General features: G+C 42.4%; 14 protein-coding genes and 1 pseudogene. 3 read left to right on the top strand and 12 right to left on the bottom strand.

Annotated elements, in window-relative coordinates:
• Positions 1-33: 33 nt before the first annotated feature.
• The 3 genes from dcd to LU293_RS08525 all read right to left on the bottom strand — a co-directional run bounded on the left by dcd (position 34) and on the right by LU293_RS08525 (position 3,361).
• Positions 34-609 (bottom strand): dCTP deaminase, encoded by a 576-nt coding sequence (dcd, locus tag LU293_RS08535; protein WP_242747325.1) that lies wholly within the window; start codon positions 607-609, stop codon positions 34-36.
• 111 nt (positions 610-720) lie between these two features.
• The gene (locus tag LU293_RS08530; RefSeq protein WP_242747322.1) at positions 721-1,905 is read right to left on the bottom strand and encodes an Mrp/NBP35 family ATP-binding protein; all 1,185 of its coding nucleotides are present in this window, start codon (positions 1,903-1,905) and stop codon (positions 721-723) included.
• 208 nt (positions 1,906-2,113) lie between these two features.
• On the bottom strand, positions 2,114-3,361 hold the full coding sequence (locus LU293_RS08525; protein WP_242747320.1) for an NnrS family protein: 1,248 nt from the start codon (positions 3,359-3,361) through the stop codon (positions 2,114-2,116).
• A 189-nt stretch (positions 3,362-3,550) separates the two neighbouring features.
• On the opposite strand from LU293_RS08525, the gene queA reads away from it, so the two are divergent.
• Positions 3,551-4,603 (top strand): tRNA preQ1(34) S-adenosylmethionine ribosyltransferase-isomerase QueA, encoded by a 1,053-nt coding sequence (gene queA / locus LU293_RS08520; RefSeq protein ID WP_242747317.1) that lies wholly within the window; start codon positions 3,551-3,553, stop codon positions 4,601-4,603.
• A gap of 75 nt (positions 4,604-4,678) precedes the next feature.
• Here the strand turns inward: queA and pyrF are convergent, their stop codons facing one another.
• The 6 genes and pseudogenes from pyrF to cmk all read right to left on the bottom strand — a co-directional run bounded on the left by pyrF (position 4,679) and on the right by cmk (position 9,434).
• Positions 4,679-5,377, bottom strand: a complete 699-nt coding sequence (pyrF, locus tag LU293_RS08515; RefSeq protein ID WP_242749755.1) for an orotidine-5'-phosphate decarboxylase — start codon at positions 5,375-5,377, stop codon at positions 4,679-4,681.
• Positions 5,377-5,754: a LapA family protein gene (locus tag LU293_RS08510; RefSeq protein WP_242747315.1), complete on the bottom strand. Its 378-nt coding sequence runs from the start codon at positions 5,752-5,754 to the stop codon at positions 5,377-5,379. Before LU293_RS08510 ends, pyrF begins: the two co-directional genes overlap by 1 nt.
• A gap of 15 nt (positions 5,755-5,769) precedes the next feature.
• Entirely contained in the window at positions 5,770-6,072 is a 303-nt protein-coding gene (locus LU293_RS08505) for an HU family DNA-binding protein (RefSeq protein WP_242747314.1), read from the bottom strand.
• Positions 6,073-6,289: 217 nt separating this feature from the next.
• On the bottom strand, positions 6,290-7,960 hold the full coding sequence (gene rpsA / locus LU293_RS08500) for a 30S ribosomal protein S1 (protein WP_242747312.1): 1,671 nt from the start codon (positions 7,958-7,960) through the stop codon (positions 6,290-6,292).
• Between the two features lie 211 nt (positions 7,961-8,171).
• A pseudogene (locus LU293_RS08495) lies at positions 8,172-8,516 on the bottom strand (GNAT family N-acetyltransferase); the annotation flags it as partial.
• A 210-nt stretch (positions 8,517-8,726) separates the two neighbouring features.
• On the bottom strand, positions 8,727-9,434 hold the full coding sequence (gene cmk, locus LU293_RS08490; protein ID WP_242749753.1) for a (d)CMP kinase: 708 nt from the start codon (positions 9,432-9,434) through the stop codon (positions 8,727-8,729).
• A gap of 152 nt (positions 9,435-9,586) precedes the next feature.
• Here cmk and lipB point away from each other — a divergent pair, with 152 nt between their 5' ends.
• Together lipB and LU293_RS08480 are read left to right on the top strand one after the other, a co-directional pair.
• Positions 9,587-10,327 (top strand): lipoyl(octanoyl) transferase LipB, encoded by a 741-nt coding sequence (gene lipB / locus LU293_RS08485; RefSeq protein WP_242747308.1) that lies wholly within the window; start codon positions 9,587-9,589, stop codon positions 10,325-10,327.
• A 48-nt stretch (positions 10,328-10,375) separates the two neighbouring features.
• Positions 10,376-10,906: an inorganic diphosphatase gene (locus tag LU293_RS08480; protein WP_242747306.1), complete on the top strand. Its 531-nt coding sequence runs from the start codon at positions 10,376-10,378 to the stop codon at positions 10,904-10,906.
• Positions 10,907-10,927: 21 nt separating this feature from the next.
• Here LU293_RS08480 and LU293_RS08475 read toward each other — a convergent pair whose 3' ends face one another.
• From LU293_RS08475 to hemE, 3 genes are all read right to left on the bottom strand, one after another.
• Positions 10,928-11,638, bottom strand: coding sequence for a YoaK family protein (locus LU293_RS08475; protein ID WP_242747304.1), 711 nt, complete (start codon positions 11,636-11,638; stop codon positions 10,928-10,930).
• Between the two features lie 118 nt (positions 11,639-11,756).
• Entirely contained in the window at positions 11,757-12,563 is an 807-nt protein-coding gene (locus LU293_RS08470; protein ID WP_242747302.1) for an enoyl-ACP reductase FabI, read from the bottom strand.
• A gap of 165 nt (positions 12,564-12,728) precedes the next feature.
• A complete protein-coding gene (gene hemE / locus LU293_RS08465) occupies positions 12,729-13,799 on the bottom strand; it encodes a uroporphyrinogen decarboxylase (protein WP_242747300.1) in 1,071 nt (356 codons plus the stop codon).
• Between the last annotated feature and the right edge of the window lie 18 nt (positions 13,800-13,817).

The raw sequence follows: 13,817 nt of genomic DNA, 5'->3' as shown, positions 1-13,817 counted from the left end.
GGATATTTTTATCATTAGGATATGGTTAGACTATTAGGCTTTTGGCAAAGTAACCCCTGTCTGCCCTTGGTATTTACCGCCACGGTCTTTATATGACACTTCGCACACATCATCAGAATCTGACTGCAAAAATAGCATTTGTGCCACACCTTCGCCTGCATAGATACGAGCAGGTAGATTGGTCGTGTTACTAAATTCTAAGGTAACATGCCCTTCCCACTCAGGTTCAAGCGGCGTTACATTAACAATAATACCACAGCGTGCATAAGTAGACTTACCAAGACAGATGGTCAAAACATCTCTTGGAATCTTAAAATATTCCACCGTGCGTGCCAAGGCAAATGAGTTGGGCGGAATGATACATTCATCACCCACCACATCAATAAAACTTTTTTCATCGAAGTTTTTTGGATCTACGATGGCTGAATGCACGTTGGTAAATACCTTAAACTCGCCTGCACAGCGAACATCATAGCCATAACTTGACGTCCCAAAACTGACGATTTTTTCACCATTTTGATTATGGCGAACTTGACTTGGCTCAAAAGGGGTAATCATCTCATGCTTAGTCGCCATTTGGCGAATCCAGCGGTCGGACTTAATAGACATCACATTCTCACTTTTTAAAATGCGTTCATTATAGCAAATTTCACTATTTTTAGTGGATTAAATTCACTCCACTTAAGATAAACCCTAGCAATACTCCATAAAATTTCACCATCAAAAAATGCGATCACTCACCCCTTTATCAAACTTAGCGATACCGTTGTCAATATTTTTGGCAATAATCTCATAAAATTGAGCAAACTCATCACCCGCTTTTACACTTGGCACACCCTTATCCATTTGGGTGCGAATTTGGGTAGCGATAGGCAGTTGTCCAAGCAGTGGCACTTGATACTCATCGGCTAAGTTTGCTCCGCCATCTGCCCCAAAAATAGCATCGACTTGACCACAATGACTGCAAGTGTGTAACGCCATATTTTCCACCACACCAATCACAGGAATGTCAGTTTTAACAAACATCTCAATGCCTTTTTGGGCATCTAACAGTGCAATATGCTGTGGCGTTGTCACGATAATCGCTCCTGTCACTGGAATACGCTGAGCTAAGGTGAGTTGAATATCGCCTGTTCCAGGTGGCATATCGATGATGAGATAATCCAGATTTGGCCAATTTGTCTGATTATATAACTGCATTAATGCCCCTGTTGCCTTAATGCCACGCCACGCTATAGGTGTGTTTGCTGTCTCGATTAGATTGCCGATAGACAGCATAGCAATGCCATCAATATCAATTGGCACAAACTGATCATTCTCAACGCTTGGCTTTTTGTCCGCCGCGCCAAGCATATCAGGAATGCTAGGACCATAGATATCAGCATCTAATATACCCACTCGCCGCCCCAGCTTTTGTAATGCCAATGCCACATTGACCGTTGTTGTGGACTTGCCCACACCGCCTTTACCCGAAGCCACAACGATAATATGACGAATGCGTGGGTGCGGGGCGATGTCAGACTGCTTAGGGGGTTCTTTGGTGGGCTTATCGTCTGGGTTTGGGGTTTGAGTTGGGATTTTGCTTATGCTAGTGTTGGGAGTAAAATTTTGTACCGTGTTTTTTTGTCCAGTCAAGGGGGCGACTTTATCAGATAAAATCACATTTAGATTCACTTCCGCCACACCGATTAAATGCAGTCTCGCCCGCAGATCGTGATACACTTTTTCAAGCTCAGCTTGATTGGCATCTTTATGCACTTTTAGGGCGATGTTTAGCGTGTCGCCTTGCAATTCTTTATTATCAATGAACGCCGATAAAGGCTCTTGATATAGCTTAAAATCCGATAGCACTTTATCAATGTCATTCATGCCGATGGTTATTTTCTTTTTAAAGGGATTAAACATAACCTGCTCTTTTGGTTGTTAATTTTAAAAATCTTTAAGGTATTGTTAATTTCTTAAAAATTTGGCGTGTAGTGAGTGGATAATATCTGCCTAAATTACGATTTTTCATAGGGCAAAAAAATTTGCACCCCCTGCCATTTTTTTTAATAATGCCAAATTATTTTACAATACCATTTTTTTTAAAATAATAAGGATAAATTTTATAAAATCAACCAAACAGCCCATCGGTGCGTGGCTTTGCCAAAATGCCAATATAGGACACACAAAATAGCCCAAACGACACAATCCACGCCATCTGCGACACCCCAATCCACGTTATATAATCACCGCCAAACATCGGCAAAATCACACGGCACAGGGCGGATATTATCATAAAAATAAAAATCGCAAAGACCGTTTTTGGTGGTTTGTGAATATTTCGCCCTGTATGTCCAAGCGACACACGAGCCATCATAGACACCGTCATTAAGCCTACGCCAAACAACGCCAAGCCGTGCAAGCCAAGTGAATGCAGATTGAGTGAAGTGTGGATAAATGGCAACACCACAAAAAACGCCAAACTCATCGTCATGCCAAAAAAGGCAATCACAAGCGACCATAAAAGGGGTTTTTGCCAAATGGCGGTGTGATACCAATTTTTTAGCCGTGCTAAATTAGCAATTAAGCAAATAAGTGCAAACACGCCTGCGATGATGGGCTGTTTGACAAACAAATCAAAAATGATAAAGCCAAAAAATCCAAATAAATTGGCTCTGTCTAATAACGTGGAATTTTTTTGTTCTATATTTAAGCCGTTTGGCTTGCCGTCATGATTTACGCTCACACCTTTGACAATAAAAAATGGCAGCACTCGTCTGACAATGGTAAACACCACACCAATCACAAGGTATAATGCCAAATATAGCGAAATCTTTTGTATGGTTAATTGATTTAAAAACGCCCCAGCATAAAAAGCGATGTTGGCAAGCATTAAAAGCGTAAGTTTGGCAACGATACCGATTTGGCGTTTTTGGCGAGCGACCCAGACCGCTTTGATGACCGAGTACGCCGTCATGCCCCAAAATATCATGTCAAAGACAAAGGCGATAGCGAGCATGGCAACGCTTGGCGTGGCGTGTAGCCCAAGCCAAAGAAGCCGAGACACCGCCCATGCCCCAAATATCGCCCCCAAATGATAGCCGTAGGGCATCATCTGACCCGTCCACGTCTTGACAGCGGTTAATAAAAATCCTGCAATGACTGCGAGTGCATAACCAAAAACCATCTCATGCCCATGCCAATAAAAGGGGTTTAGCGTGCCGTTAAACGGAGCAAATCCCTGCAAAACCGCAAACCACAGCAACATAGAAACAATAGCAAAAACCGCCGACCCCACAAAAAATACACGAAAGCCCAAATTTAAAATGGGGTGTGGCGATGTCGGACGTGGGGCGGTGTTTTGGATATTCACAAGCATGGCGATTATCCTTGAATATTTATGGATATGATGGGCTTTTTGGGGCGTGCTTGCCTTTTTATATTTGTTGATATGATACGCCTTTTGTGTGGGTTTTTCAAATCCGCCAAAAGCGGTATATGGCGGTTTTGGGCAAATTTTGTTACAATGCCCATCTTATGATGACAATGAAAAAACCACGACCAAACTATGAATAAGCCACTTCTTACCACCGATTTTGATTACCATTTGCCTGATGAACTCATCGCTCGCTATCCGTTGGCGGTGCGTTCTAGTTCTCGCCTGCTTCATGTCAAGGGCGAAAATTTGACCGATTTGCAATTTAGCGATTTGCCAAATCTGCTGAATAAGGGCGACCTACTTGTTCTAAACGACACCAAAGTCATGAAAGCTCGGCTGTTTGGGGTCAAAGACACGGGCGGTGCGGTGGAAGTCTTAATTGAGCGTATCACCGACCACGAAAAGCACATCGCCCATTGCCATGTACGCTCAAGCCGTGCGTTGAAAGTCGGGCAAAAAGTGCATTTGGCGGACGGGCAAATGACGGCAACGATGTGTGGGCGTAGTGAGAATTTGTTTATTTTGCAATTTGACAAGCCGATTTTAAATGATTTGGACAAATACGGACAAATGCCCATTCCGCCTTATTTTGAACGCACGGCTGACGACACAGACGACACGTGCTATCAGACGGTATTTCATGATCCTGCCAAACAGGCAAGCGTTGCCGCCCCCACGGCAAGCCTGCATTTTGATGATGATACCTTGCAAGCCTTGACGGATAAAGGTGTACAGATTGCTTTTGTAACGCTACACGTTGGGGCTGGTACGTTCGCCCCTGTCAAGACGGACGATTTAACCGACCACATCATGCACGCCGAATACGCCCATCTGCCACAAGCGACCGCTGATAAAATCAACGCCACAAAAGCAAATGGCGGACAAGTTATAGCCGTTGGCACAACGGTAACTCGTGTGCTAGAAACCGCCCATTTACACCGAAAAGACGGCAGGCTTAGTGAGTTTATGGGCGACACGCAGATTTTTATTTATCCGCCTTATGATTTTGGCGTGGTGGATAGGCTCATTACCAATTTTCATTTGCCAAAATCCACGCTACTTATGCTCGTCTCGGCATTTGCAGGCGTCGATAATATCAAACAGGCTTATGCTCATGCCATATCACAAGAATATCGCTTTTTCAGCTATGGCGATGCTATGCTACTTGATAAACATAACTAAATCTTACCATCAATAAAAAAAAACCAAACATCATAAGTTTGGTTTTTTTATTTCAAACAGTGTCAAATGTCAACTTTACAAATCAGCTAAAATTAGTTTTAATTTATCCGTAGGATGACTAGCTGTCGTGATAGAACGCCCAATCACCAAAAAATCTGAGCCGTTTTTTAATGCTTCACTTGGCGTGCAGATGCGTTTTTGATCATTATTATCATCGTTTGCCAAGCGAATACCAGGCGTAACAAGCTTAAAATCAGTACCTAATGACGATTTTAGGGCGACCGCTTCTTGGGCTGAGCATACGACACCATCAAGACCTGATATTTGGCTTAATTTTGCCAATCGTAAAACTTGCTCATCTAAAGGGCTTAATACACCTAAACTTTGTAGCACCTCTTGGGTCATAGACGTCAAAACCGTAACAGCAATAAGTAGCGTATCATAACCACCATTCACAAGGCGAGATTTGCATAAAGACATAGCATCAGAACCAATCATCGCATGAACATTCACCATCCAAACGCCCATATCTGCAGCTGCTAACACCGCTTGGGCGGTGGTATTTGGAATGTCGTGAAATTTTAGATCCAAGAACACATCAAAGCCGCGGTCATGCAATGCCTGAACCACGCTAGGCCCACAGGCTGTAAACAGCTCTTTACCCACCTTTAGTCGGCAAAGACTGGGATCTAAGCTATCTGCTAACGCTAAGGCACTGGATAGATCATGCTTATCTACAGCAACGATGATTGGAGATGCAGTGACCGTATTCATCATAAAACATCTCGAGGTGTTGTGGTCGTATTATGAACATCAGCAACGCCAGAGATGACAGGTGGTGCAGCTTCAAGCAGTGTATTTTGACGAGCAATCGTTGCATTAGCTTCAGAAAGCTGGGTTTGGGTTGTTTGAAGTTCTTTTCTTAGGCGGCTAATTTCCCACTTGTTTTGAGGTACTTTAAAGAGCAATAGTGCCAGTAAAATACCGATTAATACACCCAAAAAGATGGTGATCACCAAAAGCAATCCCAAATTCATTGAAGGCACATTTGAGAACATTAAATTAACTGCCACTTCGCTATTATTGATAAGCACAAGAGCGATAGAATAAGCAAAAACCACTGTCAATAAAATTATTAATACAATATGCATAACTTGACTACCTTTTTATTCATCATTTATTAAGTTGACCGATTCACGCAGTGCCTTTCCAGGCTTAAAGTGTGGCACAGATTTCGCTTGTACTGCTACTACTTGCCCTGTTTTAGGATTGCGTGCTTGTCTGGCTTCTCGATGGTGCAAGCAAAAACTGCCAAATCCTCGAATCTCAATTCGCCCATCTTTAGATAGGCAATCTACCATAATTCCGAACATCTCTCGAACTGCTTCATCTACAATGCTTTCTTCTAGATTATCACAGACGGACGCCAGATCAGCTATCAAATCTGACCTGTTTATAGCTTGTTGCATGACATTTATCCAAGAACAATAAAAAAACACTTGATTTTATTTATAAAAGTGCGACAAACGCACTCATTGATAAGGTCTTCTTTCTATCCGTATGATAGCCCAATTTGATACAAAAGTGAATTATTTTTGTTGGTTTTTTGCAATCAAAATCCCATTAACATTTTTACAATAAAAAAGAGTGGTGAAGATCACCACTCTTTAAATGACCTAAAGATGATTAACCTTTAAGTTGGTCTGCAAAAATATCGCCTAGTGTTTTAGGTTGATTTTCTACAGCAGCGTTTGACAGCTCTTTAATTGCTTGACGCTCATCTGCTTCGTCTTTTGCTTTGATAGACAAAGCAACATTACGAGATTTGCGATCCACACGCACAATCTTAGCTTCAACTTCGTCACCAACGTTTAGCACTTTTGACGCATCTTCAGTACGCTCACGAGCAATGTCAGCAACTGATAGGTAGCCTTCAACTTCGTCAGCTAGAGTGATTACAGCACCTTTGGCATCAACTTCTTTCACCGTACCTTTTACGATAGCACCACGATCATTAGACAGTAGGTATTCGTTAAATGGGTCAGAGTTTAGCTGCTTGATACCTAGGCTAATGCGGTTGGCTTCTGCATCTACTTGTAGTACGACAGCTTCTACGGTATCGCCTTTAGAGTAGTTACGGATAGCTTCTTCACCAGACTCATTCCAAGAGATGTCAGACAAGTGTACTAGACCGTCAATACCACCTTCTAGACCAATGAATAGACCAAAGTCGGTGATCGATTTAATAGTACCAGAGATTTTATCGCCTTTGGCATGGTTTTTGTCAAACTCTTCCCATGGATTTGGCATGGTTTGCTTGATGCCTAGGCTGATACGGCGACGCTCACCATCAATTTCTAGAACCATCACATCAACTTCATCGCCCACCTGTACAACTTTTGATGGGTGGATATTCTTGTTGGTGTGATCCATTTCTGAAACGTGTACTAGACCCTCGATGCCTTCAGCGATTTCAGCAAAACAGCCGTAATCAGTTAGGTTAGTCACACGAGCTTTGGTAATCGTACCTACTGGATAGTTTTGCTCAACTTCACCCCAAGGATCAGAACCAAGCTGTTTTAGACCTAGGCTTACACGGTTGCGTTCACGGTCAAACTTCAATACTTTAACTTTAAGGTCTTGACCCACTTCCACCGCTTCTGATGGGTGTTTGATACGTTTCCAAGCCATGTCGGTGATGTGTAGCAAGCCATCAATACCACCTAGGTCAACGAATGCACCATACTCAGTTAGGTTCTTAACGATACCATTAACTTCCATACCTTCTTCTAGCTTAGCTAGTAGTTCATCACGCTCAGCTGAGTTCTCAGCTTCCATAACAGCACGGCGAGATACCACGATGTTATTGCGAACTTTGTCAATTTTAATGACTTTAAATTCTAGCTCTTTGCCTTCAAGGTGAGTGGTTTCACGCACAGGACGTACATCTACCAATGAACCTGGCAAGAACGCACGCACAGAACCGATTTCAACAGTGAAGCCGCCTTTGACTTTAGAAGAGATAAGACCTTTAACAATCTCGTCATTTTCATGAATTTGTTCAAGCACACGCCAGCTTTCTTCACGCTTGGCTTTCTCACGTGAAAGCACAGTTTGACCCATACCATTGTCAACTTTCTCAACAACCACGTCAACACTGTCGCCAACAGCAACTTCAAGCTCACCGTTTTCGTTTAGAAATTCGCTACGAGCGATGATGCCTTCTGATTTTAGTCCAGTATCAACTGTAATCCAATCGCCGTCAATCGCGACAACTGTACCAGAAATCACTGCACCAATTTCAACTTTTACTTCGTTTGCATTGCTTTGCTCAAACAATTCAGCAAATGATACCATTGTGTTTACCTTAAAATTAGCCGTAGCCTGTCTAGCCAGTACGGTTCAAGTGAAATGGCATTGTCAAGAAAGTGCTAGTTTTGGCTTGACAAGCCACAAAAATTCTTATAATTATACCATAAAATCTGCAAGATGACTTAAGTTTTTACAATTTAATTCACAATTTTACCATAAATTCATCGGTTAATCGCCGACAGCCATTCGCCTACAATTATAAAGCCAATGAATACACAAACTGCACGCCTGCCTGCCCCAAATACGTCCGCTGACATTTTTTAAAGCCCACTTTTTCGTATACCTTTTGGGCTGTTACATTGGCATGATTTACCCCAAGTACAATTTCATCGCACTTAGGGACATACGCTTTACAAAATGCCGTTAATAAGGCTTTATCCAAAGCCTGTTTGGCATAGCCTTGATAGATGGGATTGACCGACATGGAGCGGAGCAATAGAGCATTGGGATTGTCGGTATAGCAAAATTTATCTTGCCCAAAATCAAGCACAAAAAACCCCACCACTTTATGATAACAGATAGCAATTTTAAAGGTGTCAGGATTGTTCTCATCAAGCCACTCATGTGGTAGGCTCGTAAATTGGGCTTACTCATCGCCGAGCGAATAAGCAAGCTCATCGACATCAGCCAGATTGATGGGAGCTAACTTAATAGAAGTAGGCGTTATCACGATTTTATCTTCATTTAGCCATATATCACAAATTGCTTAATTACAAATTGCTTAATTACAAATTGCTTAATTACAAATTGCTTAATTGATGTTAGTCGTCATGGAATTTAATTGACCATCAACAAATGCCAAAATCTCATCAAATACCACGTCCACTGATTTATCGGAGCTGTCAATCACCAAAGCATCAGGTGCAGGACGACTGGGAGCAACCGTCCTATTTTCATCTCGCTCATCTCGGGCGACAATCTTGGCTAAGATATCATCATAATCGGCAGTTTTGCCTGCCTGCTGTAACTGCAAAAATCGCCTGTCCGCTCGTGCCTTGGCACTTGCTGTTAAAAATATCTTGGCACAAGCATCAGGAAAAATCACCGTCCCCATGTCTCGTCCGTCCGCCACCAAACCTGTTTTATTGCTTGCGATATTTCTTTGTAAATCAAGCAACGCATTTCTCACTTTGGGAAAGACTGCCACTTTTGACGCATAAGCACCCACCGTCTCGGTGCGAATGTCGTCTGTCAAAGGCTTATCATCAATCAAAATCTGCACCGTGCGTTGGGCAGTATTAGGGCGAAACGACAGATTAATAGAATATATCAATCGCTCCAACTCATCTTCATCAATCTCATCACCAAGCAAACCTTGTTGAAATGCCAACAAACCAATGATACGATATAATGCCCCACTGTCTAATAATTCAAAGCCAAAATGCTCTGCCAAGCGATATGCCACCGTGCCTTTGCCTGCGCCACTTGGTCCATCAATGGTGATGATTTGATTAGTCATTGTCATAAAACTCTCAATTATCTAGCTTGCTTTATTAATTTTATTAATATTGTAGGGGAAAAATGATTATTTTTGGAAATTTTTTATACAAAAAAAACGACAAAAGCGTCTAATTTAGCGTAAAATAACCTAAATTTCATCAAAAAACCGTTATGACACTTTCCACGACTTCTTTAAATTTAACAAACCTTAATCTAAGTACCATCAATCAAGATAGGCTTGCCATTAGCATTCACCCTAATGCTGAATATAACGCCACGCATAATGCTATGCTTGCTCGCACTCTGGCTCGTATTAATGATAAGAAAAATGGTAAAGACCATGCCGATGAGTTATGGCTGGTTGAACACCAAGACGTCTATACGCTTGGGCAAGCAGGTAAAAAAGATCACATTTTATACGACACAGGCACGCCTATTATTCAGACTGATCGTGGCGGGCAAGTCACATGGCATGGCACAGGTCAGGCTGTGGTGTACTGGCTGTTTGATTTACATAATCTAGGAATCGGCGTGCGTGATTTGGTTAGTCATGCTGAACAAGCCATCGAAGACGTGGTGAATGAATACCTGCCCACAGACCTAACGGCAAAGGCTCGCCGTGATGCACCGGGCGTATACATCTACAACACTTTAGGCGATATGCTTGGCAAGATTGCAAGTCTTGGCTTTAAGATTAAGCAAGGCATGAGTTATCATGGCGTGGCAATTAACCTAACCAATGATCTTAGTGCCTTTAATGCCATTAATCCGTGTGGTTATGCAGGCATGAAGATGGTTAAGCTTGAAAATTTCGGTCAATTTGACAGCAGCAAAACCCATGAATTTATACAAAAATTCATCGGCAATATCCAAAAACGCCATGATGGACAGATTGCACTTAGAGCGATTTAATATTACAATGGTACAACTTTAACAATGTTACTTAATTTGGAGTAAAAAATGGTAGATTTTAACAAAGTATTAGACGCAGGCGACGTTGATGGCGGTGAAATTAACGTTGTGGTTGAGATTCCTACAGGTTCAAACCATAAAATTGAATGGAATCGTAAATTAGCTTGCTTTGAGCTTGATCGTGTTGAACCCATCGCCTTTGCCAAACCCTGCAATTACGGCTTTATTCCGCAGACTTTAGATGAAGATGGCGATGAATTAGACGCTTTAATCATCACCGAACAGCCACTCACAACGGGCATTTTCCTAAAAGCTAAAGTTATTGGCGTGATGAAATTCGTTGATGATGGCGAAGTAGATGATAAAATCATCGTTGTACCAGCAGATGATCGTAATAATGGCAATGCATACAACACATTAGAAGATCTACCAAAGCAGCTAATTAAACAGCTTGAATTTCACTTTAGCCACTACAAAGACCTAAAAAAGGCAGGCACAACCAAAGTGGAAGGTTTTTTTGACGCCAAAGAAGCTAAAAAAGTAATCAAAGAAAGCCAAGTACGCTGGACACAAAAATAAGCCAAAAGAAAATAGCCCCAGTTAGGGGTTATTTTTTTGGGCTAATTTATGCTTTAGTAGTGTCTTATAATGCATAAAACATCTGCCGAGCTGCTGATAAGTCATCGCTGCAAATAAAATCACCGTGATGGGTAGCACCATTGATAAAAAGCCAAACCGAGCATACAGTACCACTGCCACAAAGCCACCGCCAAAAAATCCCCACCATAACGCACTTTGCAAGACGATTTTTGGCAGGCTTACTTGACCGCCCATAAGCCACCGCCCAACTGCTGCTCCAAGGTCTGATGTCGTTCCCGTTAGGTGGGTGGTACGCACCACCGTACCACTGTATGTGGTTACCATAGAGTTTTGCAGTCCGCATGCCATCGCAATCATCATTTGACCAAAAAAGCTGTCGGTTAGGTACAGGAGCAAGCTTGCAATAAGTAAGAACGCTTCTAGATACATCGCATAGCCATAATTTCGGTTAATATTTAGCTCGCTTGAACCAATAATCATACCGCTTAACACCGATCCCGACCAAAATGCAGCGATAGAAATCAAAAATAACCGCACATTTATCCAATCGCCAGACATTAGCGAAGTGACCAGCAAGCTAACATTACCTGTCACGTGCGATGCTGACACATTTGTAAATCCCATTAGGGCTATGACGTTTAACATCCCCGCACAAAATGCAAGCACAACTGCCCCACACATTACCCACAGCGGAATACGTTCTTTTGGCATGGCATGGCACTCAACATCAATTTGATATAGCAAAGCACGATTTTAATCATTTTTGGCAAAAAATAAAAGCACAAAGTACACTTTATGCTTTTATTTACCATCAAGTCATCAGATACAGTTACGCTTCATCATCAACCATGCTCATGATTTGTTCGCTGATGGCGACCGTATTAAAGCCTGCATCTACAAACATAATCTCGCCTGTAACACCACTTGCCCAAGGCGATAATAAGAACAAAGCGGCATTACCCACTTCCATCTGGCTAACATTACGGCCAAGCGGAGCGATTTTTTCGCTCACATCTAGCATTCTGCGAAATGACTTAATACCACTGGCTGCCAACGTACGGATTGGACCTGCTGAGATGGCGTTTACACGAATGCCATCTTTACCAAGTGAGCTTGCTAAATAACGCACACTTGCTTCAAGACTTGCTTTTGCCATACCCATAACGTTGTAATTTGGTAATACAGAAATACTGCCTTCATAGGTAAGCGTCAATAACGACCCTTGGCGAGCTGCCAATAACGAGCGAGATGCCTTCGCCAAAGCAACAAAGCTATAACTGGAAATATCATGAGCAATCGCCGAGCCTTCTCTGGTTGTGGCATTGGTGAAATCACCATCTAGTTGATCAGCAGGTGCAAAGCCGATGGCATGTACCACACCATCGACACCGTCCCAAAGCTTACCTACTTCTTTAAAACAATCGTTAATAGAGTCGTCTGAACCTACATCACATTCAAGCACAGCGACAGCATTAAATGCTTCTGCTGCCATATCCACACGCTTTTTAATTTTATCGTTTGGATAAGTTAAGATTAACTCAGCACCTTCACGGTGTAGGCATTCAGCGATTGCCCATGCGATAGATAGCTTACTGGCAATGCCAGTTACGACAAATCTTTGACCTTTTAATAGCATAACATACCTTCATTGGTGGTAAAATAAGACAGATTATAGCATGGATTTATAACAAAAGTAATAAAATAGTACAAATGTAAACCAACTTTAGGCTGTATTATAAATCCAAATTCAATCTATGGCATGATACTTGTGCCATAAACTTACGCAAATCACATCAACTAATTATGCTATAACAAATTCATGCACCGCATCAACAAAGATTTTGGCGTGATCAGGATTTGCCCACTGAGTAATTCCATGACCAAAGTTTGCCACATAGCCTGAATGAATGCCGCCTTGATAGACGTCATTTAGCATATCATTAACCGCTTTTTTGATGGCAGTTGGCGCGCCATACAACGTTGCAGGATCAAGATTTCCTTGGATTGCTTTTGATGTGCCAAGTGCAAGACGTGCTTTATCCAAAGGCATCGTCCAATCAAAACCTAAGGCGTCTGCTTGACTGTCAGCTTGTGTATCCACCCATAATCCACCACCTTTTGTAAATAGCACCACAGGCACATTGGGGTGCTTTTGTTTGAGCTGTTTGACAATTTGACGGTTATAGGCATGGCTAAATTCGGCAAATTGGCGATGCCCAAGTGCCCCACCCCAGCTATCAAAAATCTGTACCAAGTTCGCCCCAGCGACAATCTGAGCATCTAGATATGTAGTAACCGCTTCGCAAATTTTGGCAAGCAAGGCGTGAAGCAGTTCAGGAGTGGCGTACATCATATGCTTGGTATGGCGATAATCTTTACTAGAGCCGCCCTCAATCATGTAAGTTGCAAGCGTCCATGGACTGCCACTAAAACCAAATAACGGCACAGCCCCTGCTAAAGCGTGGCGGATGCTCGTTACTGCATCTGTCACATAAGATAAATCTGCCATGTTAAGCGTCGGCAGACGAGCAATGTCGCTTTCGGTGCGAATGGTTTTTTGGAATTTTGGACCCTCGCCTGTCTCAAAGTATAGACCCAAACCCAATGCGTCTGGCACAGTTAAAATATCGCTAAATAAAATCGCTGCATCTAAATCAAAGCGACGTAACGGCTGAAGTGTCACTTCTGTTGCTCGGTCGGTATCTTTACACAGGCTTAGAAAATCACCCGCTTCGGCACGAGTTGCCTTATATTCTGGCAAATAACGTCCCGCTTGACGCATCATCCACACAGGCGTCGTATCCACAGGTTCAAAGCGTAAAGCACGCAGTAGGCGGTCATTTTTTAGGGTTGGGAAAACAGCAGCATTCATACAATTTCCTAGTAATTA

It is taken from the genome of Moraxella nasovis, from assembly GCF_022701215.1.
Taxonomy (GTDB): Bacteria; Pseudomonadota; Gammaproteobacteria; order Pseudomonadales; family Moraxellaceae; genus Moraxella; species Moraxella nasovis.
The sequence above is the reverse complement of the archived record's forward strand: the minus strand, read 5'-3'. Positions and strand labels throughout refer to the sequence as shown.